Annotated in this window: 26 protein-coding genes; 20 read left to right on the forward strand and 6 right to left on the reverse strand. The window is 60.6% G+C overall.

The features are described from left to right. The 5 genes from cobN to K7A42_RS10135 are packed head-to-tail and all read left to right on the forward strand — an operon-like array spanning position 1 to position 6,854. The gene (cobN, locus tag K7A42_RS10115; protein WP_282455109.1) at positions 1-3,351 is read left to right on the forward strand and encodes a cobaltochelatase subunit CobN; all 3,351 of its coding nucleotides are present in this window, start codon (positions 1-3) and stop codon (positions 3,349-3,351) included. Next, entirely contained in the window at positions 3,351-4,703 is a 1,353-nt protein-coding gene (gene cobG / locus K7A42_RS10120; RefSeq protein ID WP_045533473.1) for a precorrin-3B synthase, read from the forward strand. Before cobN ends, cobG begins: the two co-directional genes overlap by 1 nt. Continuing rightward, positions 4,700-5,332: a precorrin-8X methylmutase gene (locus K7A42_RS10125; RefSeq protein WP_004444167.1), complete on the forward strand. Its 633-nt coding sequence runs from the start codon at positions 4,700-4,702 to the stop codon at positions 5,330-5,332. Before cobG ends, K7A42_RS10125 begins: the two co-directional genes overlap by 4 nt. After that, positions 5,329-6,096: a precorrin-2 C(20)-methyltransferase gene (locus K7A42_RS10130; protein WP_037090084.1), complete on the forward strand. Its 768-nt coding sequence runs from the start codon at positions 5,329-5,331 to the stop codon at positions 6,094-6,096. Before K7A42_RS10125 ends, K7A42_RS10130 begins: the two co-directional genes overlap by 4 nt. Continuing rightward, positions 6,093-6,854, forward strand: coding sequence for a precorrin-3B C(17)-methyltransferase (locus tag K7A42_RS10135; protein WP_004444163.1), 762 nt, complete (start codon positions 6,093-6,095; stop codon positions 6,852-6,854). The genes K7A42_RS10130 and K7A42_RS10135 overlap by 4 nt, the downstream gene beginning before the upstream one ends. On the opposite strand, the gene K7A42_RS10140 is transcribed toward K7A42_RS10135, so the two are convergent. Beyond that, positions 6,821-7,603: a cobalt-precorrin-6A reductase gene (locus K7A42_RS10140; RefSeq protein ID WP_142186886.1), complete on the reverse strand. Its 783-nt coding sequence runs from the start codon at positions 7,601-7,603 to the stop codon at positions 6,821-6,823. The two genes, K7A42_RS10135 and K7A42_RS10140, sit on opposite strands and share 34 nt — an antisense overlap. Between K7A42_RS10140 and cbiE the strand changes: the two genes are divergently transcribed. Genes cbiE through cobM form a run of 3 tightly spaced genes read left to right on the forward strand, consistent with a single transcriptional unit; the run spans position 7,602 to position 10,047 of the window. Beyond that, the gene (gene cbiE / locus K7A42_RS10145) at positions 7,602-8,861 is read left to right on the forward strand and encodes a precorrin-6y C5,15-methyltransferase (decarboxylating) subunit CbiE (protein WP_142186884.1); all 1,260 of its coding nucleotides are present in this window, start codon (positions 7,602-7,604) and stop codon (positions 8,859-8,861) included. The two genes, K7A42_RS10140 and cbiE, sit on opposite strands and share 2 nt — an antisense overlap. Continuing rightward, a complete protein-coding gene (locus K7A42_RS10150; protein WP_004444156.1) occupies positions 8,855-9,277 on the forward strand; it encodes a cobalamin biosynthesis protein in 423 nt (140 codons plus the stop codon). The genes cbiE and K7A42_RS10150 overlap by 7 nt, the downstream gene beginning before the upstream one ends. Next, complete coding sequence (cobM, locus tag K7A42_RS10155; protein ID WP_184288693.1) at positions 9,274-10,047, forward strand: precorrin-4 C(11)-methyltransferase; 774 nt, start codon at positions 9,274-9,276, stop codon at positions 10,045-10,047. Before K7A42_RS10150 ends, cobM begins: the two co-directional genes overlap by 4 nt. Here the strand turns inward: cobM and K7A42_RS10160 are convergent. Next, the gene (locus K7A42_RS10160) at positions 10,002-11,132 is read right to left on the reverse strand and encodes a cobalt-precorrin-5B (C(1))-methyltransferase (RefSeq protein ID WP_269842374.1); all 1,131 of its coding nucleotides are present in this window, start codon (positions 11,130-11,132) and stop codon (positions 10,002-10,004) included. The genes cobM and K7A42_RS10160 overlap by 46 nt on opposite strands. A 57-nt stretch (positions 11,133-11,189) precedes the next feature. On the opposite strand from K7A42_RS10160, the gene cobA reads away from it, so the two are divergent. From cobA to K7A42_RS10175, 3 genes are all read left to right on the forward strand, one after another. After that, on the forward strand, positions 11,190-11,978 hold the full coding sequence (gene cobA / locus K7A42_RS10165) for a uroporphyrinogen-III C-methyltransferase (protein WP_035208016.1): 789 nt from the start codon (positions 11,190-11,192) through the stop codon (positions 11,976-11,978). Continuing rightward, positions 11,975-13,291 (forward strand): cobyrinate a,c-diamide synthase, encoded by a 1,317-nt coding sequence (locus tag K7A42_RS10170; protein WP_282455110.1) that lies wholly within the window; start codon positions 11,975-11,977, stop codon positions 13,289-13,291. Before cobA ends, K7A42_RS10170 begins: the two co-directional genes overlap by 4 nt. A 199-nt stretch (positions 13,292-13,490) precedes the next feature. After that, entirely contained in the window at positions 13,491-14,738 is a 1,248-nt protein-coding gene (locus K7A42_RS10175) for a cytochrome-c peroxidase (protein ID WP_282455111.1), read from the forward strand. Here K7A42_RS10175 and leuB read toward each other — a convergent pair. The 3 genes from leuB to K7A42_RS10190 form a co-directional block, all read right to left on the reverse strand. Continuing rightward, positions 14,719-15,831, reverse strand: a complete 1,113-nt coding sequence (leuB, locus tag K7A42_RS10180) for a 3-isopropylmalate dehydrogenase (protein ID WP_045533463.1) — start codon at positions 15,829-15,831, stop codon at positions 14,719-14,721. The genes K7A42_RS10175 and leuB overlap by 20 nt on opposite strands. Positions 15,832-16,101: 270 nt before the next feature. Next, positions 16,102-16,707, reverse strand: a complete 606-nt coding sequence (gene leuD, locus K7A42_RS10185; RefSeq protein ID WP_006698323.1) for a 3-isopropylmalate dehydratase small subunit — start codon at positions 16,705-16,707, stop codon at positions 16,102-16,104. A 161-nt stretch (positions 16,708-16,868) separates the two neighbouring features. Continuing rightward, the gene (locus K7A42_RS10190) at positions 16,869-17,099 is read right to left on the reverse strand and encodes a hypothetical protein (protein ID WP_006698322.1); all 231 of its coding nucleotides are present in this window, start codon (positions 17,097-17,099) and stop codon (positions 16,869-16,871) included. Between the two features lie 110 nt (positions 17,100-17,209). Here K7A42_RS10190 and K7A42_RS10195 point away from each other — a divergent pair, with 110 nt between their 5' ends. Together K7A42_RS10195 and K7A42_RS10200 are read left to right on the forward strand one after the other, a co-directional pair. Next, positions 17,210-18,121 (forward strand): HpcH/HpaI aldolase/citrate lyase family protein, encoded by a 912-nt coding sequence (locus tag K7A42_RS10195; RefSeq protein WP_022557014.1) that lies wholly within the window; start codon positions 17,210-17,212, stop codon positions 18,119-18,121. Continuing rightward, the gene (locus K7A42_RS10200; RefSeq protein ID WP_003505258.1) at positions 18,118-18,324 is read left to right on the forward strand and encodes a DUF1737 domain-containing protein; all 207 of its coding nucleotides are present in this window, start codon (positions 18,118-18,120) and stop codon (positions 18,322-18,324) included. The genes K7A42_RS10195 and K7A42_RS10200 overlap by 4 nt, the downstream gene beginning before the upstream one ends. 19 nt (positions 18,325-18,343) lie before the next feature. On the opposite strand, the gene K7A42_RS10205 is transcribed toward K7A42_RS10200, so the two are convergent. Beyond that, positions 18,344-18,784 carry a metallopeptidase family protein gene (locus tag K7A42_RS10205; protein ID WP_003520258.1) on the reverse strand — a complete coding sequence of 147 codons (441 nt, stop codon included), beginning with the start codon at positions 18,782-18,784 and terminating at the stop codon, positions 18,344-18,346. A 333-nt stretch (positions 18,785-19,117) separates the two neighbouring features. Between K7A42_RS10205 and rplU the strand changes: the two genes are divergently transcribed. From rplU to K7A42_RS10240, 7 genes are all read left to right on the forward strand, one after another. After that, positions 19,118-19,432, forward strand: a complete 315-nt coding sequence (gene rplU / locus K7A42_RS10210) for a 50S ribosomal protein L21 (protein WP_003492690.1) — start codon at positions 19,118-19,120, stop codon at positions 19,430-19,432. A gap of 40 nt (positions 19,433-19,472) precedes the next feature. Beyond that, positions 19,473-19,742, forward strand: a complete 270-nt coding sequence (gene rpmA / locus K7A42_RS10215; RefSeq protein WP_004444127.1) for a 50S ribosomal protein L27 — start codon at positions 19,473-19,475, stop codon at positions 19,740-19,742. Positions 19,743-19,873: 131 nt separating this feature from the next. Further along, entirely contained in the window at positions 19,874-20,506 is a 633-nt protein-coding gene (locus tag K7A42_RS10220) for a GNAT family N-acetyltransferase (protein ID WP_004444125.1), read from the forward strand. Then, positions 20,503-21,096, forward strand: a complete 594-nt coding sequence (locus K7A42_RS10225; RefSeq protein ID WP_244456067.1) for a GNAT family N-acetyltransferase — start codon at positions 20,503-20,505, stop codon at positions 21,094-21,096. The genes K7A42_RS10220 and K7A42_RS10225 overlap by 4 nt, the downstream gene beginning before the upstream one ends. Before the next feature lie 169 nt (positions 21,097-21,265). Beyond that, positions 21,266-22,333 carry a GTPase ObgE gene (gene obgE / locus K7A42_RS10230; protein ID WP_004444121.1) on the forward strand — a complete coding sequence of 356 codons (1,068 nt, stop codon included), beginning with the start codon at positions 21,266-21,268 and terminating at the stop codon, positions 22,331-22,333. Then, positions 22,330-23,499 carry a glutamate 5-kinase gene (proB, locus tag K7A42_RS10235; protein WP_282455112.1) on the forward strand — a complete coding sequence of 390 codons (1,170 nt, stop codon included), beginning with the start codon at positions 22,330-22,332 and terminating at the stop codon, positions 23,497-23,499. The genes obgE and proB overlap by 4 nt, the downstream gene beginning before the upstream one ends. Beyond that, the gene (locus tag K7A42_RS10240) at positions 23,492-24,778 is read left to right on the forward strand and encodes a glutamate-5-semialdehyde dehydrogenase (protein ID WP_282455113.1); all 1,287 of its coding nucleotides are present in this window, start codon (positions 23,492-23,494) and stop codon (positions 24,776-24,778) included. The genes proB and K7A42_RS10240 overlap by 8 nt, the downstream gene beginning before the upstream one ends. Positions 24,779-24,801: the final 23 nt, after the last annotated feature.

The raw sequence follows: 24,801 nt of genomic DNA on the forward strand, positions 1-24,801 counted from the left end.
ATGCATATTCTTGCCACCACATCCTCGTCTCTTGACGATCTGATCGAGCCGGTTGACCTCAACCAGCCTCGATCGGATGTGGTGATGCTGTCGTTTTCGACGAGCGATCTTGCCGGGCTTGAGCAGGCGTGGCGACAGGCGGACAGTGTGCTCCCCAGCCTGTCCGCCGCAAACCTCGCCGAGCTTCGCCATCCCATGTCGGTTGACCTGTGGATCGAAAAGACAGCGGAGCATGCCACGGTCATCCTGGTCCGAATCCTCGGTGGAGCGGAACGCTGGCGTTATGGAGTTGATCAGCTTTCCAGCATGGCGCGCCGACGTGGCATAAAGCTTCTGCTTCTGCCCGGCGAATGCAGTGAAAGGGACGAAAAGCTCGAAGCGGCGTCGACCGTGGACACACACATCCTGGCATCCGTCCTTTCCTTTTTCCGCGAAGGTGGAAGAGAGAATATGGGTCGCCTTGCCGGTGGCCTCGCCGTTCTGGCAAGAGATGACGCATGGCCGATGATAGAAGCTGAGCCATTGCCGAAAGCCGGCTTTTATCGGCCGGGGTTGGGGGTGTTGGGGCAAATGGAGGCCTGCTCTGGCTTCCCGGCTGCCGCGCCCGTTCTGCCTATTGTCTTTTATCGCTCCATGTTGCTGGCTGCGGATGCAGCGCCGGTGGATGCGCTCTTTCACGCGCTTTGCGAGCGCGGTTTCTCTCCGGTGCCGATTTTTGTCAGCGGCCTGAAGGATGGCGACGCCCTTCGCTTTCTCGAAAAGGCGCTGAGAGATATTCAGCCCGCTGCCATCCTTGCTGCGACGGCCTTTGCCAGTCAGAGCGATGCCGATGGCCATACGCTGTTCGATCGGCTTGGCGTTCCTGTTTTCCAGGTCGCCATGGCGACGACCCGCCGCGACGGCTGGGCGGCGAATGCGCGTGGACTGAACCCGTCCGATCTAGCCATGCATATTGTGCTGCCTGAACTGGATGGCCGGATTTTCGCAGGCGTGATTTCATTCAAACAGCCTCGGACCGATGGCGGTATCAGTCTCGTAAACATGCCGGAGGCGGATCGTGTCGAACAGGTGGCAAGCCGCATCGCGGCCTTCCTGCGTCTGAAAAATACCTCGCCGGAGGAGCGGCGCATTGTCGTTCTGATGCCGGATTATCCGGGTGCAGCTCCGGGGCGAACCGGTTATGCCGTTGGTCTGGATGTGCCGCAAAGCGTGCTCGAAATGCTGCGAGATCTTGCTGATGCCGGCTATTGCGTCGAAGATATTCCCGAAACGGCAAGGGCGCTGCTCGATCGCCTTGAGCAGCAGGAAGCGGCGATCGATCTTGCGGACTATCGAGGTTTTCTTTCGGGTTTGCCTGACGATGCCGCGGCCTCCTTGAGTGCGACATGGGGAGCTGCGGAAAGTGATGAAGCTTTCGCCGATGGCGGGTTTCGTTTTCGCGTCGCGCGTTTCGGCCAGGTCTTCGTGGCGCTTGCGCCGGACAGGGGGCGCAATGAGGACCGCCGGGTTGACTATCACGATCCCGCCCTGCCTCCGCGCCACGCGCTTGTTGCCTTCGGCGCATGGATGCAGCGCGTGGCATCCGCCCATGCCATCGTGCATGTGGGCGCGCACGGTACGCTGGAATGGCTGCCCGGCAAGACAGTGGCGCTTTCCCGCAAGTGCTTTCCGGAAATTGTCACTGGTCCGCTGCCGGTGATTTATCCGTTTATCGTTTCCAATCCCGGTGAGGCGGCGGTGGCGAAACGGCGTATTGCAGCCGTCACCATCGGCCATATTCCGCCGGTGCTGGTTAATGCCGGGCTTTCGCCGGAACAACTGGCGCTTGAACAGCTGGTCGACGAATATGCGCAGGCCGATGGGCTCGATCGGCGCCGGCGCGACCGGCTGGCGAAGCTGATCATTGAAAAAGCGCAGGAAACCGGGCTTGCAACCGAGGCCGGCGTGAATACGAAAGACGATGCCGACGCCGCCCTCTCACGCATCGACGCCTTTCTCTGTGATCTCAAGGATTTTGCGATCAAGGACGGCCAACACATTTTCGGCCGCTGCGCCGAAGGTGAGGCTGATCCTCTGAGACTTCAAAGCGCCCGGGCCGAGAAGGCGGCCTTGCTTGCCGCACTCGATGGCCGGCACGTTCCTCCCGGTCCTTCCGGCGCACCGGCACGGGGCCGGGTCGATGTACTTCCCACGGGCCGCAATCTTTATGCAGCGGATCCGCGCACGATGCCGACGCCCACCGCTTTTGAACTAGGGCGCATGGCCGGCGAAGAGGTGCTCCGTCATCATCTGCAGAGCCACGGGGATTGGCCGAAACATCTGGTGTTCGATCTCTGGGGAAGTGCCAGTCTTCGCAACGGCGGCGAGGATGTGGCGCAGGCGCTGCACCTGATGGGAGCGCGGCCGATTTACGACGCCGGCACCGGCCGCGTGACCGGCATCGAGGTGCTGCCGCCGGCCAGCCTCGGCCGTCCACGCGTTGATGTCACGTTCCGCATTTCCGGTCTGTTCCGGGATATGTTTCCTGCGCTGATCGCGCTTCTCGATGCTGCCGCCAAGGCCGTGGCGCGGCGTGAAGAAGCGCCGGGCGACAATCCGCTTGCGGAAGAGGCGGCTCTGCTCGGTCATATACCACCGCGGATTTTCGGCTCTGCGCCCGGCACCTATGGTGCCGGTATTGAGGAGAAGCTCGCCAGCGGCAAATGGGACGAACGCGAGGAGCTGGGTAAAGCCTACTTAGATGCGGCAAGTCACGCATTCGGGGGTGCGGACGGGCTGGAGATTTTCGAGGATGCCGGATTTGCGCAGGCGGTGCGCCGGGCTGATCTTCTGGTTCACACCGGCGATGATCCCGGCCGCGATCTTCTGGACGGTTCTTCCGATGTCGCTTTCATTGGCGGCTTTTCCGCTGCCAAGGCTGCACTTGGAGGCGTTGCCGATATCGTGGCGCTGGATACGACCGATCCGGCGCGCCCACGGGCAAGATCGATGACACAGGCCCTGACGCGGGTGGTGCGGGCCCGTGCCGTCAATCCGCGCTTCATCGAAGGCCAGATGCGACACGGCCCACGCGGTGCGGCGGAGTTTGCCGAGACGGTGGACCGGCTGGTCGGCTTTGCCGAAACCACCAATGCGGTGTCGTCATCGTTGATCGAAGCCCTTTACGATGCCTATTTCGGCAATGAAGCGGTGCGCGATTTCATCCTGCGCGAAAACCCGAAGGCAGCGCGGGTGATGGCGGAACGTTTCTTGTCCGCCCGCCGCCGCGGCCTGTGGCACAGTCGCCGAAACGCGGTGGATGCGGAGCTTGAAATGCTGCTTTTGCCCCGTCCGGAAAGGGTCGGCGCGTGATGACGGCCTTATTCAATCCCGTTCAGCCAGTCAGCCGCCGCGGCGCATGCCCGGCTCTCTCTGCACCCATGCCCACCGGCGATGGTCTCCTGTCACGGATCGCATTCGAAGAGGATATCACGCCCCTTGAGATGAAGAGGCTTTGCGATCTTTCGGATTTCCATGGCAATGGCTTGATGGACATTACCGCCCGGGGCAGCCTGCAATTTCGCGGTCTGTCGCCCGAGAGCGCGCGCTTTCTGGAAAAAGAGGTTCTGGCGCTTGGTCTACCGCTTCGCGATGGGCTGGCGGTTGAGGTGTCGCCCTTATCCGGTCGTGACGAGACGGAAATTGCCGATGGCCGTTCTCTTGCAGACGAGATTCGCCGGGAGGCAAAAGCGCCGGGACTTGCTGAAAAACTCGCCGCCAAAATGTCTGTGGTGATCGACGGTGGCGGATATGTTTCCATGGGAGATTTGCTCGCTGACATCCGCCTGAAAGCACAGCGTCTGGAAGGGCAGGTCTTCTGGCGCCTGTTTGTGGGCGGTCCGGAAAGCAGCTCAGTGGATGCGGGGCTGGTTGGCGCCGGCGCCGCAGCTGGTGTCGTCCTTGAATTGCTCGCGCTTCTGGCAAAAAAAGGTCCGCTCGCCCGCGGTCGCGATCTGGATCGGAAGATGATTGAAGCGATCTGTGGTGATCATCTGGTGGATCTGGCCGGAAGCGAGGCATCCCGGTCCCTCGTGCCTTTGGGTTTGATGGCCGCAGGCGGGGCCGGTTTTGCTGCAGGCGTCGCGCCTGCCTTCAGTCAGATCAAAGCCGCTGATATAGCGCGTCTCTGCGAAGCGGCCGCCGTGCTCGGTATTCAGTCTCTTCGGCCAGCGATAAATCATAGCCTGCTGTTTTTCGGTTCCCAGCGCGCGTGCGGCGCACTGCTTGCGAGTGCCGGAACATCGGGTTTCGTCACGGCTGCCGGCGACGGGCGATCTTCCATAGCAGTCTGTCCCGGCGCTCCCGGTTGCGCGTCGGCCTTTTATCCTACTCACGAACTGGCTTCCTTTGCGGCAGGCGCTTGCGCCCCGCTGCTCGACGGTTCCGTGAACCTGCATATTTCCGGATGTGGCAAAGGCTGCGCCCATCCCGCGCCGTCGCTTCTGACCTTTTCAGGTTCCGATAATGGCATGGCTTTTTCGATTTTTGGCCGCGCCGGTGATTCGCCGGACGGCATTTTACCCTTTGCACAACAAAGAGCGGCGCTTTCGCGGCTTGCCCGTCTTTATGAAAAAGAACATAAGCCCGGGGAAAACGCCGCTGGCCTGTTTGCCCGTCTGGGCAGGCAGGCAATTGTCGCGGCGCTTCGACAGGATGACCGATGACCGACTATGACTATATTCGCGATGGCAATGCGATCTATGAGCGCTCCTTCGCCATAATACGCGAGGAAGCGGATTTGTCCGCTTTTGCCGAGGATCAGGCGGACATCGCCATTCGCATGATTCATGCCTGCGGGCTGGTTGAGGCCGCCGCCCATTTCCGTTTCTCCCCGGATTTTGTCTCTGCCGCGCGTGGCGCACTCCTTGCGGGCAAGCCTATCCTTTGCGATGCGGAAATGGTCGCCCATGGTGTGACGCGCGCGCGCCTGCCAGCCGCCAATGCGGTCATCTGCACACTTCGTGATCCGCGCACGCCCGACATTGCGAGGTCCATCGGCAATACACGTTCGGCCGCCGCGCTTGATCTCTGGGCGGAGCACATGGACGGTGCTCTGGTGGCGATCGGCAACGCGCCAACAGCCCTGTTCTATCTTCTGGAGATGCTCGAAAAGGGCGCGCCTCGCCCCGCCGCCATCATCGGCATGCCGGTCGGTTTCGTCGGCGCAGCGGAATCGAAGGATGCGTTGGAAGTCAGTACGCTCGGCATTCCCTATGCCATCGTCAAGGGACGCATGGGCGGCTCGGCCATGACGGCTGCCGCCGTCAACGCGGTTGCGAGGGCGGGCCTGTGAGCGCGGCTCTTTTTGAACATCGTAAGGGGAAACTCGTCGGCGTCGGCACCGGTCCCGGCGATCCTGAACTGCTGACGCTGAAAGCGGTGCGTGCCATCGAGGCAGCCGACGTTCTGGCTTTCTTCTGCAAAAAGGGCAGTAGCGGCAACGGCCGTGGTATCGTCGAGGCCTTTATCCGTCCGGGCACGCTTGAAATGCCGTTGGTTTACCCCGTCACGGTTGAAAGCGACAAGAACGGTGAGGATTATCGCGATGCGATCGCCCGATTTTTCGATCAGTCGGCGAAGGACATTGCAGCACATCTCGAAGCCGGCAGGAATGTTGCCGTGCTCTCGGAAGGCGATCCGCTGTTCTATGGCTCCTATATGCATCTGCATCTGCGGCTTGCGCCGTCCTATCAGGCGGAAGTCGTAGCCGGCATCACCGCCATGTCCGGCTGTTGGTCCATGGCTGGGCTGCCGCTGGTGCAGGGAGACGATATTCTGAGCGTGCTTCCTGGAACGCTTGCAGAAGATGTTCTTTCTGACCGTCTTTCCGGCACGGACGGGGCGGTCATCATGAAAGTCGGGCGCAACCTGCCCAAAATCCGCCGTGCACTGGAAAAGGCCGGCAGGCTCGAACAGGCGCTTTATGTCGAGCGCGGCACCATGGCCAACAGCCATGCAGTGCGGCTCATCGAGCGGGATGCTTCGCCTGCACCCTACTTTTCGCTGGTTCTTGTACCTGGCTGGAAAACGAGGCCCGGCCCGGGTGAAGCACCATGACCGGCAAGCTCGTCGTCGTCGGACTGGGACCCGGTAATGCTGCACAGGTGACGCCGGAGGCGCTCGCCGCTGTCGCGGCATCCGACGATTTTTTCGGCTATATTCCTTATCTCGACCGGCTGTCGCTTGGTCCCCATCAGCGCCGTCATGCCTCCGATAATCGTGAGGAGATCTCCCGCGCTGAACAGGCTCTTCGGCTTGCGGCCGAAGGTGGCAGGGTCTGCGTGGTTTCCGGTGGTGATCCCGGTGTTTTCGCCATGGCGGCGGCCATCTGCGAGGCAATCGAAAATGGTCCATCCGAATGGCGCGATATCGATGTTTCCGTCGTGCCGGGCGTGACGGCGATGCTGGCGGTGGCGGCAAGAGCTGGTGCGCCGCTTGGGCATGATTTTTGCGCCATTTCACTGTCGGACAATCTCAAACCATGGGGAATCATCGAGAAACGACTGATCGCAGCGGCGCAGGCGGGTTTCGTGATGGCCTTCTATAATCCTGTCAGCAAGGCGCGGCCGCATCAGCTCGGCACGGCGTTTGACCTGTTGCGGGTGCATCTGCCCGGATCGGTGCCGGTGATCTTCGGCAGGGCGGCAGGCCGCCTGGATGAGCGCATACGGGTCGTGCCGCTATCGGAGGCGTCGAGCGACATGGCAGACATGGCGACCTGTGTCATTGTCGGTTCGGAAGAAACGCGTTTGATCGAACGTCCCGGAAAAGAACCGATCGTTTATTCGCCTCGTTTTTCGAAAAGAGAAAACTGATGGTGGATGGCGGTGAGCGCAGTCGCTATATCCGGCACCGTTACGCTTGTGGCGGCCGTGTCGTGCGACTGCCTCGGCCGCTCGATCATGATAACCGGCAGATGGAGTTGTCTGGCCGCTTCGATCTTGCCGTAACTTGCTGCGCCACCCGAGTTCTTCGATATCACGACCTCAATGCGGTTTTCTTCCAGCATACGGATTTCGTCCTCCGTTGCGAAAGGACCGCGTGCAGTGATGTAACGCGCATCCGGCAACTTCAGCGGCGGTTCCACGGGATCGACGCTGCGGATGAGATAGTTGTGCTGGGGCGCGGCCTCAAAAGGAAGAAGCTCCTGTCGACCGAGCGCCAGAAAAACGCATCTGCCTTGGCCGCCAAGCGCGACGACCGCCTGATCGATGCTCTCGACACTTTGCCAGTTATCGCCCGGCTGACGCTGCCAGGCGGGACGCGAAAGCCTGATGAGCGGAACGCCGGCGCGCTTCGACGCCTCCACGGCATTGGCGGAAATTCTGGCGGCATAGGGATGGGTCGCATCCACCAGAATATCGAAATTCCCGGCGCGGATGAAATCCGCCAGCCCCGCCGCACCGCCGAAGCCGCCACTGCGCATGGGTACGGGCTGTTCCACCGGGGAGATCGTGCGCCCCGCCATGGAGAGCAGGATACGATAGCTGGAATCTTCGCCCAGCCGGCCGGCCAGGAGGCGGGCATCGGTCGTGCCGCCAAGAATGAGTATGGAGCGTGTCATGACCTCTGAATATTCCGGAACGGGCAAGGCTTCCACCGAAAAGGAAGCAACGCGCTGGCTTTCCATCGTCGGCATCGGCGAGGACGGGCTTGACGGGCTCGGTAAAAATGCGCTGCGGGCAATCGAGGCCGCCGAAATTGTCTTTGGCGGCAAACGTCATCTGGACCTGGCAGCTGCGGCCATTCAGGGCGAGGCGCGGGCCTGGCCCGTGCCATTCGACGTGGAGATGAGGGACGTTCTGGCGCTGCGCGGCAGGAGGGTTTGCGTGCTGGCATCCGGTGATCCATTCTTCTACGGTGTGGGCGTCACGCTTCTGAGAAACGTCCCTGTCCGAGAGGTTGCATCGTATCCTTCGCCTTCGGCCTTTTCTCTCGCGGCTTCCCGGCTCGGCTGGCCGCTGCAATCGGTCGAGTGCGTTTCGCTGCACGGCCGACCCATCGACCTTTTGCGGCCGCATCTCCATCCCGGCACCCGCATCATAGCGCTGACGTCGGACGAGCGTGACCCGGCTTTGATCGCAAAATTGCTGTCTGCCTCCGGTTTCGGCCGATCGGAATTCACTCTGCTCGAGGCTTTGGGAGGAGAACGGGAAAGATCGCACCGCGTCCCGGCGAGCGATTTCGCCGTTGAGGACGTCAATGCGCTGAATGTCGTGGCAATTGACGTTGTTGCGGATCAAGGCGCACGTATCCTGCCCTTTGCGCACGGACTTGACGATGGCCTGTTCGAACATGACGGGCAGATCACCAAACGCGAAATCCGGGCTGTGACCCTGTCCTCGCTGGCGCCACGCCGCGGCGAACTGCTGTGGGATATCGGTGCGGGTTCCGGCTCGATCGGCATTGAATGGATGCTGTCGCACCCTTCGCTCCGCGCCATTGCCATAGAGCAGCACCCGGCAAGGGCGGAACGCATAACGTTTAATGCCGACGTCTGCGGTGTTCCCGGGCTTGAGGTCATGATCGGTTCCGCTCCCGACGCTTTTGAAGGGTTACCCCGTCCGGACGCAATCTTCATTGGCGGCGGCGGCAGTGAAGCGGGTGTATTCGATGGGGCCGTGGGGGCATTGAAATCCGGGGGGCGTCTGGTCGCCAATGCCGTGACGTTGGAAATGGAGGCAGTTCTGCTGGCCGCGCATGCGAGGCTCGGCGGTTCGATCGTAAGGCTGGATGTGTCGCGGGCGGCGGCTGTCGGTTCAATGTCGGGGTGGCGTCCGGCCATGCCGGTGACCCAGTGGAGCTGGGTGAAGCCATGGTGATCGTGGCTGGCATAGGCTGCCGCAAGGGAGCGACGGCGGGGATGATCATCGCTGCCTTGCGGGCTGCCGAGCAGGATTTTGGCGTCAAGGCCGACCGCCTGGCAACTGCGCCACTTAAATCGCGGGAAGCCGGCCTTGCGGAAGCGGCGAAAACTCTTTCCCTGTCGCTCGAAATCGTCGCGCAGCATCGGCTTGATGCCGTTATCTCGAAAACGCTGACGTTTTCACGCGCAAGTTTCGAGCGGTCCGGTTTGCCGAGCGTGAGCGAAACCGCGGCGCTTGCGGCAGCGGGAGAGAATGCAAGGCTGGTCGCGCCGCGGCTCGTACACGGCGATGTGACGGTGGCCATCGCAACCGCTGACGGTGCCGCCCCAGAGGATGGCGGCTGCGCGATCGAACATGGAGAACACGAATGACGGTTCATTTCATCGGTGCCGGTCCGGGCGCCGCCGATCTCATTACGGTGCGCGGGCGCGATCTTATCGCGGCGTGCCCGGTCTGCCTTTATGCCGGCTCGCTGGTTCCGAAGGCGCTGATCGACTATTGCCCGCCGGGCGCGCGTATTGTCGATACGGCCGCACTTTCGCTGGATGAGATCGAGGCGGAATTCATCGCGGCAGCAAGGGAAGGCAAGGACGTTGCACGGTTGCACTCCGGCGACCTTTCCGTCTGGAGCGCAATGGGCGAACAGATCCGCCGTCTGGAGCAGCTGGGGCTCGATTACAGCGTGACGCCCGGGGTTCCTTCCTTCGCCGCCGCCGCGGCAGCCTTGCAACGCGAACTGACGGTGCCGGAAGTGGCGCAGAGCCTTGTGCTGACGCGGATTTCCGGGCGTGCATCGAAGATGCCCGATGGTGAGACGCTGCAGGCTTTCGGCGCGACGGGCGCGACGCTTGCCATCCATCTTGCCATTCATGCCATCGGCAGGGTCGTGGAAGAATTGACGCCGCTTTATGGTTCCGATTGCCCCGTCGCCATTGTCGTGCGGGCGTCCTGGCCGGATGAGCGGGTCATTCGCGGTAGCCTGTTCGATATCGAAGGCAAGCTTGCGGCCGAGCCTGTCGAGCGCACGGCGCTGATCTTCATCGGTCGTGGTTTGGCCTCGACGGATTTTCGTGAAAGCGCACTCTACAGTGCAGACTATGTACGCCGCTTCCGGTCTCCAAAGGAGGATGCGGCGGGCTGATGCGACGGGGTGGAGGCGGTGCGTCCCTTCAACGCGCCCTGACGATCGAAAACAAGGATATCCAGTGCTATGGCCGGCGTCCTCAGCGCCGCCGCCGCGGTCACCCAGGCTTTTTCCGCAACGATCGCGCCAAGATCGATAGCGTTGCGATCGGCCAGCTGGAAAGCATGGGCGACGGTGTTGGCGCTGCGAATGGCGTCAGCGAGTTCCCCATCGCCACCTGCCTCCCCTGCCAGCGCCGCCAGCGCATCGAGATCGGCAAGACCTTTTTTGGAGTGCACGTCGAGCATCCCCTGGGCGAGCTTCGTCATCTTGGCGACGCCACCAGCAATCGTTACCCGCTCGACCGGGTGGCTGCGCAGATATTTCAACATGCCGCCGATGAAATCCCCCATGTCGATCAACGCGGTCTCGGGCAGTTCATACAGCGCCTGTCCCGCTTTTTCAGAGGTGTTCCCGGTAGCGCCGAGCACGTGAGTGCAGCCGGTCGCACGCGCCACGTCAATGCCTCGCCAGATGGAGTGGATCCAGGCCGAGCAGGAAAAAGGGATAACGACGCCCGTGGTGCCGAGAATGGAGATACCCCCGAGGATGCCGAGTCTGCCGTTGAGGGTTTTTTCCGCAAGTTTCTCGCCGTCCCGAACGGAAATTTCGACTTCGAAATCAGCCTCCGCACCAGCCACCTCGTGAATGGCGGTTTCGATCATCTTGCGTGGCACGGGATTGATGGCGGGTTCTCCTGGCGGCAGGGGCAGTCCGGGCCGCGTGACGGTGCCGACGCCCGTGCCGGCCTTGAAGGTGATACCGCTTCCCGGCTGACCGCGCCGCACCGTGCTTTCGATCAGTGCGCCGTGGGTAACATCAGGGTCATCGCCCGCATCCTTGATGACACCTGCGCGGGCGAAGTTTTCACCCTTTTCCTCGGTCGCGAGGGAAAATGCGGGCCTCGCGCCGCTTGGAAGTTCGACCTCGACAGGGTAAGGAAACTCGCCGGTCAGAAGGGCGGCGCAGGCCGCCTTCGTGGCGGCTGCCGCGCAGGTGCCCGTGGTCCAGCCGCGGCGAAGGGTCTTTCCATCCGTTTCCATATGAATTCCTATAGCCGGGACGGCTTTTTCCGTCATCGTTAAAAAGCAGCCAAGAGAATGTCGATACCGCAGATTTTGAACAGTATTGCCGCAAAAAGTCCGGCCTTCGAAGCGGGGCACGTCTGGCTCGCGGGCGCAGGGCCGGGCGATGTGCGTTATCTGACGCTCGAAGTGGCGCTGGCACTCTCCCAGGCCGAGATCATCGTGCGTGATGCGCTGGTGAGTGACGATGTCGTGGCGCTCGGTCCCCAGGCGGAGATCGTCTTTGCCGGCAAGCGCGGTGGCAAGCCCTCTGCGACGCAGGACGATATTACCGCCTCGCTGATCGATTTCGCCCGGCAGGGAAAAAAGGTGCTGCGGCTGAAGGGCGGCGATCCCTTCATTTTTGGCCGTGGCGGCGAAGAAGCGGAGGCGCTGGTCCGTGCCGGCGTTCCGTTTCGCATATTGCCGGGCATGACATCTTCGCTGGCGGCGCTGGCTTCTGCGCGTATTCCAGCCACGATGCGTGGGATCAGTCGCGCCGTGACGCTCGCCACCGGTCATGCGGCTGGCACGGAGGAGGACCTGGACTGGCTGGCGCTGGCAAAAACACAGGAGCCCATCGTCGTTTATATGGGTCTGAAGAATATCGGCGCGATTGCAAAGCTTCTGATGCAGGGCGGACGTGCGGCGACGACGCCGGTCGCTGTCATCATGTCGGCGACAACTGAACAAGAGCGCATCTTTATTAGCAAGCTGGAAAGTATAGCTGGCGATGCAATGCGGGAAAATTTCGAAGCGCCGGCCTTAATCGTCATCGGAGAGATTGTGTCGATGCGCGAGCGGCTGGGAGTTTCGCAGGCATGACGGCGCGGGCGATCATCATCGGCGCAGCGCGCTCGGGATCCGGCAAGACCAGCGTGACTATCGGCCTGCTGCGGGCTTTCGCCAGACGCGGTATCAAGGTACGCGGCATCAAGACGGGACCCGATTACATAGACCCGGGTTTCCATGCCTTCGCCACCGGCTCATCAGGTCTTAATCTGGATAGCTGGGCAATGAGGCCAGAGCTGCTGCGGCACCTGTTTTCACAGCACACGCAGGACGCCGATCTCATTCTGATCGAGAGCGCGATGGGCCTGTTCGACGGCATTTCGGTGGCGGAAAACCGTACCGGTTCGGCTGCGGATCTGGCACGGCTATTCGGCATTCCCGTGCTGCTGGTCCTCGATGTGTCCGGTCAGTCGCAGACCGCCGCCGCGGTTGCTCACGGTTTTGCCCATTACGATCCCGCCGTAACCATGGCGGCGGTGGTGCTGAACCGGGCCGGCAGCGAAAGGCACAGGCTCCTGTGTACGGAAGCCATCGAAAAAATCGGATTGCCGGTTGCCGGATGCGTGCTGCGCGATCCCTCCCTCATCCTGCCGGAACGTCACCTGGGTCTCGTGCAGGCGAGCGAACATCCGGAAATCGATGCACATATCGAAAAGCTCGCGGACGCGATGGAAAAATCCATCGATCTCGATGCCGTGTTGTCACTTGCTGCACCGGTCGAGCTGCCTCCGGGTTCGAAAGCAGCAGCCATCGCGCCGCCCGGCCAGCGCATTGCGCTGGCGGAAGATGCAGCTTTCACCTTCCTTTACCCGCATCTCAAGAAGCACTGGCATGCATCCGGCGCCGAAATCGTGCCTTTTTCTCCGCTCGCCGATGAGGCTCCGGATGGGAGCTGTGATATCTGCTGGCTGCCCGGCGGGTATCCCGAGCTTTTTGCCGGAAAACTCGCGAATGCCGCTGTTTTCAAGGCCGGCATTACCCGCTTTGCCGCGACAAAGCCCGTGCATGGCGAGTGCGGTGGTTACATGGTGATGGGGGCGGCGCTGGAGGATGCCGATGGGGTGACCCATGCCATGACAGGTCTGTTGTCGCATGCCACCAGCTTTGCCACGCGCAAGATGAGTCTCGGCTACCGGCAGGCAACAATTGCGGTGAATGGTCCGCTCGGATCGGCAGGGGAAGTTCTGCGCGGCCATGAATTCCATTATGCCCGGGTCATCGACCCCGGCCAAGACGCGCCTTTTGCTGAGATAGCCGACGGGCAGGGTCGCCCGCTCGGGCCATCGGGCGGCAGGCGAGGCCTCGTTTCGGGCACGTTTTTCCACGCCATTGCCCGGGGCGGTTGATCCCCGTGCGGCAAAGTGGAGCAAGCTGTGAAAGTTTGTAGGCTCCGACCGTGAGAAAGTGTTATAGGGTCCTCTCAGAGGGCATGGAAAGACGGAAATACTTCCGGCGCTCCATGTTCCGTGAAGTCCGGGCCGGAAGCCGTTCTGTCTGCCGCGGCCCGGATCTGCTATCGCGCATTTATCTCGAGCGTGCCTACCGATGACGAAACCCGGATTTTTTCTCTCCGCCGCTCTGGCTGCATCCGTTCTGCTCGCTCCTTTCGGTGTCGGGTTCGATGGCGTGGCTGCTCATGGCGGCGAAGATTATGCGACGCTGGAAAAGCTCGGTGCGGCGCTCTTTGACGATCCCAATCTTTCCATGAACCGGACGATGGCCTGTTCCACCTGCCATATGCAGGCGGCCGGTTTTTCCGATGGACGGGAAAACGATAAGGTTGGGCGCGATGTTTCGCTCGGCGATGACGGTTTCTCACTGGGCGACCGCAACGCGCCGACCGCGGCCTACGCCCGGTTCTCACCGCCTTTCGGCAGGAATGCGGCGGGAGAGTATGTGGGTGGCCAGTTCTGGGACGGCCGCGCCTCGCTGCTGGAGGATCAGGCAGGTGGACCGCCGCTCAACCCCGTCGAAATGGGTATGCCGGACAAGCCCTCGGTCGTGAAGCGACTCAAGGAGAATCCGGATTATGTCGCGGCGTTCGGCACGCAGTTCGGCAAGGATGTTTTTGAGAACGACGACACCGCCTATGCCGCAATGACGAAGGCGCTGGCGAGCTTTGAGCGATCGGACGAGTTCTCGACCTTCGATTCCAGATATGACCGCTTCCTGCGTGGCGAGGAAAAGCTGACTGATCAGGAAGAGCTGGGGCGGGTTCTTATCTCCTCGACGCAATTCACCAATTGCAATACCTGCCACGAAATCCGGGGCGCCAAGGGTCTGGAAGACGGCCTCTTCACCAACCACAAATATTTCAACATCGGTGTGCCCGCCAATACACCTGTCCGGGCCGTAAATGGCTCGAAGCCGGGCGCAGTCGATCTCGGTCTTGCGCAGAATCCGATCGTCGCCGGTGATCCGGCTGAGCGCGGCAAATTCAAGGTGCCGACGTTGCGCAACGTCGCCGTGACCGGCCCTTACATGCACAATGGCGTGTTCAAGGATCTGCGCACGGTCGTGCTGTTTTACGTGAAATATAAGAGCAAGAAGCCGAGCCGTCAGATCAATCCTGAAACCGGCAGAGCCTGGGACGCGCCTGAGGTGCCTGAGAATATCGCCATGGCGGAACTGACATCAGCGCCGGCGCTGGACGACAAGCGGGTCGACGCCATTGTCGCGTTTCTGATGACACTGACCGACAGGCGCTACGAGCATCTTCTTACGAAGGAAAACGGGCAGACGGCTATGCCGCCTGCCCAGCCTGTATCAAGCCTTACGCCGAAAGCGCCTTGAATTCGGCAAGAACCGCATCACCCATTTCGGACGTGCCGACTTGGCGGCTGCCTTCTGCCATGATGTCGGCGGTGCGGATGCCCTTGTCGAGCACATTTGCAATCGCTGTCTCGAGTTTCGTTGCCTCATCCACCATGTTGAACGAGTAGCGAAGGCACATGGCGAAGGACGCGATCATGGCGATGGGGTTGGCGATGCCCTTGCCGGCAATGTCAGGCGCCGAGCCGTGGACCGGCTCGTACATCGCCTTGCGTTTGCCGGTCTTGGCGTCCGGTGCGCCAAGCGAGGCAGAAGGCAGCATGCCAAGCGAGCCAGTGAGCATGGCGGCGACGTCGGAAAGCATGTCGCCGAAGAGATTGTCGGTGACAATAACGTCGAACTGCTTGGGTTTGCGCACCAGCTGCATGCCGCCGGCATCCGCCAGCATATGCTCCAGCTGAACATCCCTGTACTTTGCAGCATGGGTTTCGGTAACCACCTGGTTCCACAGCACGCCCGACTTCATCACGTTGCGTTTTTCCATCGAGCAGACGCGGTTGTCGCGGGTGCGGGCCAGCTCGAAAGCGACACTGGCAATGCGCTCGATCTCGAAGGTGTCATAGATCTGAGTGTCGATACCGCGCTTCTGGCCGTTGCCGAGGTCGATGATCTGCTTTGGTTCACCGAAATAAACGCCGCCCGTCAGCTCGCGAACGATGAGGATATCGAGACCTTCGACAAGTTCCGGCTTCAGGGAGGAAGCGGCGGCGAGTGCCGGGTAGCAGATGGCGGGGCGCAGATTGGCGAAAAGTTCAAGATCCTTGCGCAGGCGAAGAAGGCCGGCTTCCGGGCGATGCTCATAGGGAACGCCATCCCATTTCGGGCCGCCTACGGCGCCGAACAGTATAGCATCGGCAGCGAGCGCCTTTTCCATGTCCGCATCGGAAATCGCAACGCCATGGGCGTCATAGGCGGAACCCCCGACCAAGCCTTCGGAGACTGTGAAACCGGCACCTTCAGCGCTGTTCATATAGTCGATCAGCTTGCGGACTTCGGCCATGGCCTCAGGGCCGATACCATCACCGGGCAGAAGGAAAAGCGAACGAACTGTCATAGGAACCCTCCTTGGGCGGCGCGCCGGAAAACATCCAGAAGGGTTTTCGATGGCGGCGAGCACGGCGTCAAACTCGTTCCGTCCTGCATCTGCAAAGTCTTATTGCAGCCGGACGGGATCGGGGGCTTCTTATCTCTGCCTCAGGGGCTTTTCAAGCAAAGCAAAAGCCGATCCGGTACGGTTTTGTACGGGATCGGCTTTTTAGTCTTTTACCTTGACGCATTTTCCTGACGGGCCCGCTTGTGCGAATGCCCGACGTAGAAAGTGGGATCAGGCCCAGGGCCGCGCGGAGGCGTTGGTCTTTTCGAAGGTATCGATTGCGCCGCGATGTTCCAGCGTCAGGCCAATATCGTCGAGGCCATTCAGCATGCAGTGACGCTTGAACTCATCGATTTCAAAACTGATCGTACCGCCGTCGGGACCGCTGATCTCCTGACGTTCAAGATCGATGGAAAGAACGGCGTTTGATCCGCGCGACGCGTCGTCCAGCAGTTTTTCCAGGTTCTCGGGGCTGACGACAACCGGAAGAATGCCGTTCTTGAAACAGTTATTGTAAAAAATATCCGCAAAGCTGGTGGAGATCACGCAGCGGATGCCAAAATCGAGCAGCGCCCAGGGTGCGTGTTCGCGCGATGAGCCGCAGCCAAAATTATCGCCGGCGACGAGGATCTGGGCGTTCTGATAGGCGGGCTTGTTCAGCACGAAATCGGGATTGGGCGAACCGTCTTCGAGATACCGGGATTCAGCAAAAAGGCCCTTGCCAAGACCGGTGCGCTTGATGGTCTTCAGATAATCTTTCGGAATGATCATATCGGTGTCGATATTGACGACCGGCATGGGCGCGGCAACGCCTGTCAGCTTGGTGAATTTTTCCATCTGTCGCTTCCCGTGTTTCCCTGAACAAAATCTGGCGCTGGCTAAAGCCGGCCGGAGTTAACTGGGGAAATACTGCAAAAAGGGTCGCTTTAGAAGCGCAAACCCGCATTCATCGGTACGCCTTGCGCGCACCGCCGGTGCTTTTTCCGAATTCATCGACCTCAGAGATCGATAATCGTACCCTTGCCGTCGTTCCAGACGCGCATGTCGCGCTGGCTGCGGGGCTTCACAGGGATCGGAGCCGGCTTCAGACGCGCGGACAGAAGGCGGGCTGCGCTGAGAACCGCGAGCACGCCAATGAAAGCGACCGTAAGCGACGCCGTGAAAAGAGCGGCCATGGCCAGAATTGCAATGCCGGATGCGGCGATGAAAAACGAACGTATGCCTTGCATGATCCAAACCTTTCTTTCCAGACGAATGTGGGCCTTCTTCTTCCGGCTTGCAAGAGGATTCAGTGGATTGTCGGCTTGCAGATGTCACAAAAGCTTGACACAAGTGCGGCATGGTCAGTTTTTCCGAAAATATTCCTGTCCAACCGCGCCGTTCGCTGCTGTCTGTCCCCGCGATCAACGTCCGGGCACTGGAAAAAATTCGCGATCTCGATTGTGACGGGGTGATCCTCGATCTGGAAGATTCGGTAGCGCCCGACATGAAGGGCAAGGCGCGGGAGAATCTGAAAACCTTGTTTTCGGAAGCCCCTTTTTTCGGCGGCGAGACCATTATTCGCATCAATCCCCTCTCCACATCTGAGGGGAAGGCGGATCTGCAGCTTGTTCTTTCCTGTCGGCCGAACGCAGTCCTGCTGCCGAAGGTGGAACAGCCGGCGGATATCAATGACGTGGCTGATCTTCTGGCCGAAGCAGATGCGCCCGAAGCCCTGAAAATCTGGGCGATGATCGAGACGCCGCTCGGTGTCCTGAACGCCGCCTCGATTGCAGACGCGGCCCACACGCCGGATGCACGGCTGGCGGCTTTTGTCATCGGGCTGAACGACCTCCGCAAGGAAACGCGCGTTCCAGCGCTGACAGACCGCATGTATCTCGTACCCTGGATGATGCAGGTTGTGCTTGCCGCCCGTGCGTACCGTCTGGAAGTCATCGACAGCGTTTCAAACGACTTTCGTAACATCGAGGCCTTCGAAGCTGAATGCGAACAGGGGCGCGCCATGGGGTTCGATGGCAAGATGTTGATCCATCCTGCTCAGATCGAGCCGGCTAACCGGCGTTTCGCCCCGGACGAGACTGCGGTCGCGGAAGCGCGTGAGATCATTGCGGCTTTCGCAAAACCGGAATATGCGAAATTGAATGTCATCAACATGAATGGTCGGATGATAGAACGGCTGCATGTAAACCAGGCCGAAAGGCTGGTCGCCATGGCCGATATCATCGCGCAAAGAAAGGTAAAAACGACGTGAAGGTCTATCGTTTCATCACCGGACCGGACGACGCGAAATTCTGTCACCGGGTTACCGAGGCGCTGAACAAAGGCTGGGAACTCGCGGGTTCGCCAAGCTATGCCTTTAATGCGGCAAGTGGCGTCATGCATTGCGGCCAGGCCGTGACCAAGGTGGTCGAGGGCAAGGAATACCATCCCGACATGAAGCTCGGCGAGCAGTAAGCAGTCATGGCCGCCCCGATCAGCGATCGGCGGCGGCCTCGTCGGCGCTTTCTTCAATCCGCTCCATGTCGTCATCAGACAGGCCGAAATGATGGCCAATCTCGTGGATGAGGACATGAGTGATGATATCACCCAGCGTTTCCTCGTTCTCGGCCCAGTAGTCTAGAATGGGACGTCGATAAAGCGTGATACGGTTTACCATCTCGCCCGTTTCCATGGTGAAACGTTCGGAGATGCCCCGGCCCTCGAAAAGCCCCAGGAGATCGAAAGGCGTTTCGAGCGCCATGTCTTCGAAGACATCGTCGGTCGGGAAATCGGCGATCTCGATGATGAGATCTTTCGTCAGTGCGCGAAATTCTTCCGGCAGGTGGCCATAGGCCTCGATCGCAAGCGATTCGAAGGCGGAAAGTGTCGGCGCATGGCGGTCCCGCCAATCGTCGGTCTGGTCTATGCGGGCCATTTCTGCTCCTTGTTGGAAGGCCCATATAAACACTTGCTGGGCAAATTTCGAGACCTGACTGCCGCGCCTGCCGAAAAAGCATGAAATTCTTGGCGTTACAGTTATTTTTCGAGCCGTCTTCATCTTGACATAAACCGGCGTCTCGCGTAATCGGCACCCAAATTGATGGCGTAGTGCGCCTTCTTTTAAATACCGCCTTCAGAAAGGCGGCTTCACCGGCAGACATTCAAAGGGACATCCTGTCCCGACGGGTTTCTACCAAATTCCGACTGATAAAAAGACGGCCAGCTTGCTTAGGCGGGCAGAGCCGGAACGAACATGAAAGGATAAAAAATGTTCGCAGTCATCAAGACCGGCGGTAAGCAGTACCGCGTAGCGGCCGACGCCGTGCTGACCATCGAAAAGCTGGAAGCAGAGGCAGGCGCAACTGTAGAATTCACCGAAGTTCTCGTTGTTGGCGAAGGTGCCGACGCCAAGTTCGGTGCTCCCTTCGTCAAGGGTGCCATCGTCAAGGCGGAAGTTGTCGAGCACAACCGCGGCAAGAAGGTCATCGCCTTCAAGAAGCGTCGTCGTCAGAACTCCAAGCGTTCGCGCGGCCATCGTCAGCATCACACTGTCGTCCGCATCACGGACATCGTTGCTGCCTGATCGGCGCGACACGGGAAACAAGGTTTAAAGGAGAACTCCAATGGCACACAAAAAAGCTGGCGGTTCCTCGCGTAACGGTCGCGATTCCGAATCCAAGCGCCTTGGCGTAAAGAAGTTCGGCGGCGAAGCTGTCATTCCAGGCAACATTATTCTGCGTCAGCGCGGCACGCAGTGGCATCCCGGCGCCAATGTTGGCATGGGCAAGGACCACACGATTTTCGCACTGACCGCAGGTAACGTGAACTTCCGTACGAAGGCCAATGGCCGCGTATTCGTATCCGTGGCACCGAAAGCGGAAGCCGCAGAATAAGCCGGTAAGCGTCATATGCAGCCGGTGTCCCATCGACCCGGCTGAGGCGTATCAGGTTCAGTCAAGAAAACAGGGGAGATGGGGCACCACCCAACTCCCCTTTTTCTTTAACCCCAAGGAGGGACTGAACCATGCAAGCTGAATTGTTGAGGGTTGACCAATCACGGTCACCCGAGGAACGGCCGAGGCCCGATCGGTCGAGGAGCGATTGCCCCGTTTTACTGTCGCAGAGGCTGGTTTTGCGCAAGCCTCACGAAGAAGACATCGACGCCCTTGCCCATCTTGCCAACAATGCCAATATCGCGACCATGGTATCGCGTATGCCGCACCCCTACACGGCCAAAGACGCCGCGGATTTTGTGCGACGCTCCAAAGCTGGCGAGATTGGCAAGTGCGTCTATGCGATTACCCGCATGGACAATGGCGAGTTTCTGGGCTGCTGCGCGCTCGAACCCCAGGAAGACGAAAAGACGCTGGAGATCGGTTACTGGCTGGGGGAACCCTACTGGAACCGGGGATACATGACCGAAGCGGCGCATGCGCTGATCGACATGGCCTTTCGTACGCGTGAAATCGACCAGATCGATGCCCGTTGCCGGGTCACCAACATCCCGTCGCGCCGTGTCATCCAGAAGTGCGGTTTCCAGTTCCAGGGCTCCGGCATGGTCGGTTCGCTGGCGCTCGGTGGCATGGTGCCGGTCGAATGGTACAGGCTGGACCGCAAGACCTGGGTTTCGCTGAAGAGCTGGGGGGACATGGGATGAGCACGCTCGAACTGAGCCGCCGCCGGGCGGCCCCTGTGATAGCGCCGCCAGGCCCCTGCCCCGTCATCGAGACATCGCGTCTGGTGCTGCGCCCGCAGCGCCTTTCCGATGCCGGCAGCATTGCGGAATCGCTTGGCGATTTCGCCGTGACGAAGATGCTGGCCCGCGTTCCCACGCCCTACCACAAGCAGGATGCGCTGGAGTGGCTGGTGTTGCGCACCTCCGGCACCCTGCCTGACTGGGATTTCGCCATTACCAGCGGCGACGATACGCTGATCGGCGTCGTCTCGGTGGAATTGCGGCATGGCGAGTGGCATCTCGGCTATTGGCTCAACCGCTTCTACTGGGGCAAGGGTTACATGACCGAGGCGGTGGCCGCCGTCGTCGAGCGGTTCTTTCGCCGCATGCCGGGAGTGACCCTTCACTCCGGCGTGTTTGCGGATAACCCCGCCTCGCTGCGTGTGCAGGAGAAGCTCGGCTTCCGGGTGACCGGTTGTCATCAGATCTACGCCACGGCGCGTGCCGCCATGGTGGCGCATATCGACACGATGGTCACGGCTGAAGATTTCATTAAGCCGCATCGCATTTGAGGAGCATTACAAGGCCGGTTTGATCCAGACCGGCCTTGTCTCGCGCATGAGCTTCCCGCACGATAGTCTTTGACCTTGTGAAGAAGCGCTTGTATTCGAAACGACGATATTTTTGTTTGGCGCAGCACGATTGGTTGTTGTGCCCGCAAACCGACAGAACGGCAGTCCGATGAAATTTCTCGATGAAGCAAAAGTCTATATCAAGTCCGGTGATGGCGGCGCGGGTGCCGTGTCGTTCCGGCGTGAAAAATTCATCGAATTCGGCGGCCCCGATGGTGGCGATGGCGGACGCGGCGGCGACGTCTGGGTTGAGGTGGTCAACGGTCTCAACACGCTGATCGACTTCCGTTTCCAGCAGCATTTCAAGGCCTCGATCGGCCAGCACGGCATGGGCAAGACCCGCACCGGCGCCAAGGGTTCCGACGTGGTGCTGCGGGTGCCTGTTGGCACGCAGATTTTTGAGGAAGACAACGAGACGCTGATCGTCGACCTCACCAAGGAGGGCCAGCGCTTTCGCCTGGCCGCGGGCGGCAATGGCGGTTTCGGCAATGCCTATTTCAAATCGTCCACCAATCAGGCACCGACGCACGCCAATCCGGGTCTTCCGGGTGAAGAAAAGACGGTCTGGCTTCGTTTGAAGCTGATTGCAGACGCTGGTCTCGTTGGCCTGCCTAATGCGGGCAAGTCTACATTCCTTGCAACCGTGACGCGCGCGCGGCCAAAGATTGCCAACTATCCGTTCACGACGCTGCATCCGAACCTTGGTGTCGCGACCATCGATGGCCGTGAATTCGTGCTGGCGGATATTCCCGGGTTGATTGAAGGCGCGCATGAGGGGGTCGGCATCGGTGACCGTTTCCTCGGCCATGTCGAGCGCACCCGCGTGCTTCTGCATCTCGTTTCCGCGCAGGAAGAGAAGGTCGGCAAAGCCTACAAGACCGTCAAAGCTGAACTCGATGCCTATGGTGGCGGACTGACAGACAAGCCGGAAATCGTCGCGCTGTCACAGATCGACGTGCTGGATGAAAAGGAACTGAAAAAGAAGGCCAAGGAACTGGAAAAGGCCTGCGGCCGTCCGCCGCTTCTTCTGTCCGCTGCCGCGCATATCGGCATGACGGAAGCCCTTCGCGCCCTTCGCGACATCATCGTGTCGGCAAGCAATGGCGGCGAAACCGCCCTTCCCGATCGGTCCATGCCGCATGAGAGCGAGGTCGAGGAAGAGGACGACCGCCTATGAGCCTGACGCGCAAGCCGCTGGGCAGCCACCACCAGATCGTCATCAAGATCGGATCGGCGCTTCTGGTGGACCGCAAAAGCGGCCTGAAGAAAGACTGGTTGGATGCCATCTGCGAAGACATCGCGGCGCTGAAGAAAAACGGTGCGGATGTTCAAGTGGTGTCTTCGGGCGCTATCGCTCTTGGCCGCACCGTGCTCGGCCTGCCTTCGGGCGCGTTGAAGCTGGAGGAAAGCCAGGCGGCGGCGGCTGTCGGCCAGATTGCGCTGGCGCGGGCATGGTCGGAGAGCCTGTCGCGGCATGACATTGTTGCCGGCCAGATTTTGCTGACGCTCTCCGACACGGAAGAGCGTCGCCGTTATCTCAATGCGCGCGCCACCATCAACCAGCTTCTGAAGATCGGCGCTATTCCGATCATCAATGAAAACGACACGGTTGCGACTACCGAAATTCGTTATGGCGATAATGATCGGCTCGCTGCGCGCGTGGCGACCATGACGGGCGCCGATTTACTGGTTCTGCTGTCGGATATTGACGGCTTGTACACAGCTCCGCCGCATCTCGATCCGGACGCCAAATTCCTTGACACGATTGCGGACATCACCCCCGAAATCGAAGCCATGGCGGGCGGCGCAGCTTCCGAGCTTTCGCGCGGCGGCATGCGCACCAAGATCGATGCGGGCAAGATTGCCACCGCTGCCGGCTGTGGCATGATCATCGCGTCAGGCAAGACGCTCAATCCGCTGAAGGCCATCGAAAACGGTGCGCGCTCCTCATGGTTCGCGCCATCCGGAACCCCGGTGACGGCACGCAAGACCTGGATTGCCGGGCAATTGCAGCCCGCTGGCGAAATCCATGTGGATGCCGGCGCGGAAAAGGCTCTTTACGCCGGTAAAAGCCTGCTTCCCGCTGGCGTGCGGCAGGTCAAGGGCAATTTCGGGCGCGGCGATGCCGTTGCCATCATCGGCTCGGAAGGCCGTGAGGTCGCCCGCGGTCTCGCGGGTTACGATGCGGAAGAGGCGCGTCTCATCATCGGCCACAAGTCCAATGAGATCGAGGCGATCCTTGGTTATGTCGGACGGGCGGCGATGATCCATCGCGACGACCTCGTCATGACCGGGGCCGCCGTGAAAGTTAAGAGTGCAGAGAAGGATGAGGCCCATGCCTGAACAGGCCGTGAAGCAGAGCCATGATATTGACGCGCTGATGATGACCATCGGCGCTCAGGCGAAAGCTGCTTCACGACCGTTGTCCATCGCTGGCGCGGACCAGAAGAACCGTGCGCTGCTCGCCATGGCCTCCGCCATTGAAGCCTCGAAAGAGGCGATCCTTGCTGCTAACCGCAAAGATCTAGCCGCGGCGGATCAGGCTGGTCTTGCGCCCTCCTTCATCGACAGGCTGACGCTCAATGATGACCGGATTGCCGGTATCGCTGAAGGCATTCGTTCCGTCGCGGCGCTGCCCGATCCGGTCGGCGAAGTCATCGCCGTATGGGACAGGCCCAATGGCCTGAAGATCGAGCGCGTGCGCACGCCGCTTGGCGTCATCGGTGTGATTTACGAAAGCCGCCCGAACGTGACGGCGGATGCCGGCGCGCTATGTCTCAAGGCGGGTAATGCCGTGATCCTGCGCGGCGGCTCGGATTCGCAACATTCATCGCGTGCTATCCATGCCTGCCTCGTGGAAGGTCTGAAGATCGCGGGTCTTCCCGAGCATGCCATTCAACTGGTACCGGTGACCGACCGCGCCGCCGTCGGCGCGCTTCTCAGCGGCCTGAATGGCACGGTTGACGTTATCGTGCCGCGCGGCGGCAAGAGCCTCGTGGCCCGGGTACAGTCGGAGGCCCGCGTGCCGGTTTTCGCGCATCTTGAGGGGATTTGCCACATCTACGTCGATAAATCCGCTGATCTCGACATGGCGAAACGCATCGTCGTCAACGCCAAAATGCGCCGTACCGGCATTTGCGGGGCGGCCGAAACGCTGCTGGTGGATGCTGCTGCCGTTTCCACGCATTTGCAGCCGCTCGTCAAGGCTCTGATGGAAGTCGGTTGTGAAGTGCGCGGTTCGCAGGCCGTACGCGAAGTGATGGCGGGTCTCGCGCCGGCAACGGAAGAGGACTGGCGCACCGAATATCTCGATGCAATCATTTCGGTCGCCGTGGTGGATGGCATCTCCGGTGCGATCGAACATATCGGCACCTACTCTTCCAACCATACCGAGGCCGTTATCGCCGAGGATGCCGAGGTGGTGGCGCGATTCTTCAACGAACTTGATTCGGCCATTCTGCTGCACAATGCCTCGACCCAATTTGCCGATGGCGGTGAATTCGGCATGGGCGCTGAAATCGGCATCGCCACCGGCAAGATGCATGCGCGAGGCCCCGTCGGCGTCGAGCAGCTTACCTCGTTCAAATACCGTGTGCATGGCACCGGCCAGACACGGACCTGATATTTGCCGGCCGATAAGCGCCT

It is taken from the genome of Agrobacterium sp. InxBP2, assembly GCF_026191755.1.
Classification (GTDB): domain Bacteria; phylum Pseudomonadota; class Alphaproteobacteria; order Rhizobiales; family Rhizobiaceae; genus Agrobacterium; species Agrobacterium pusense.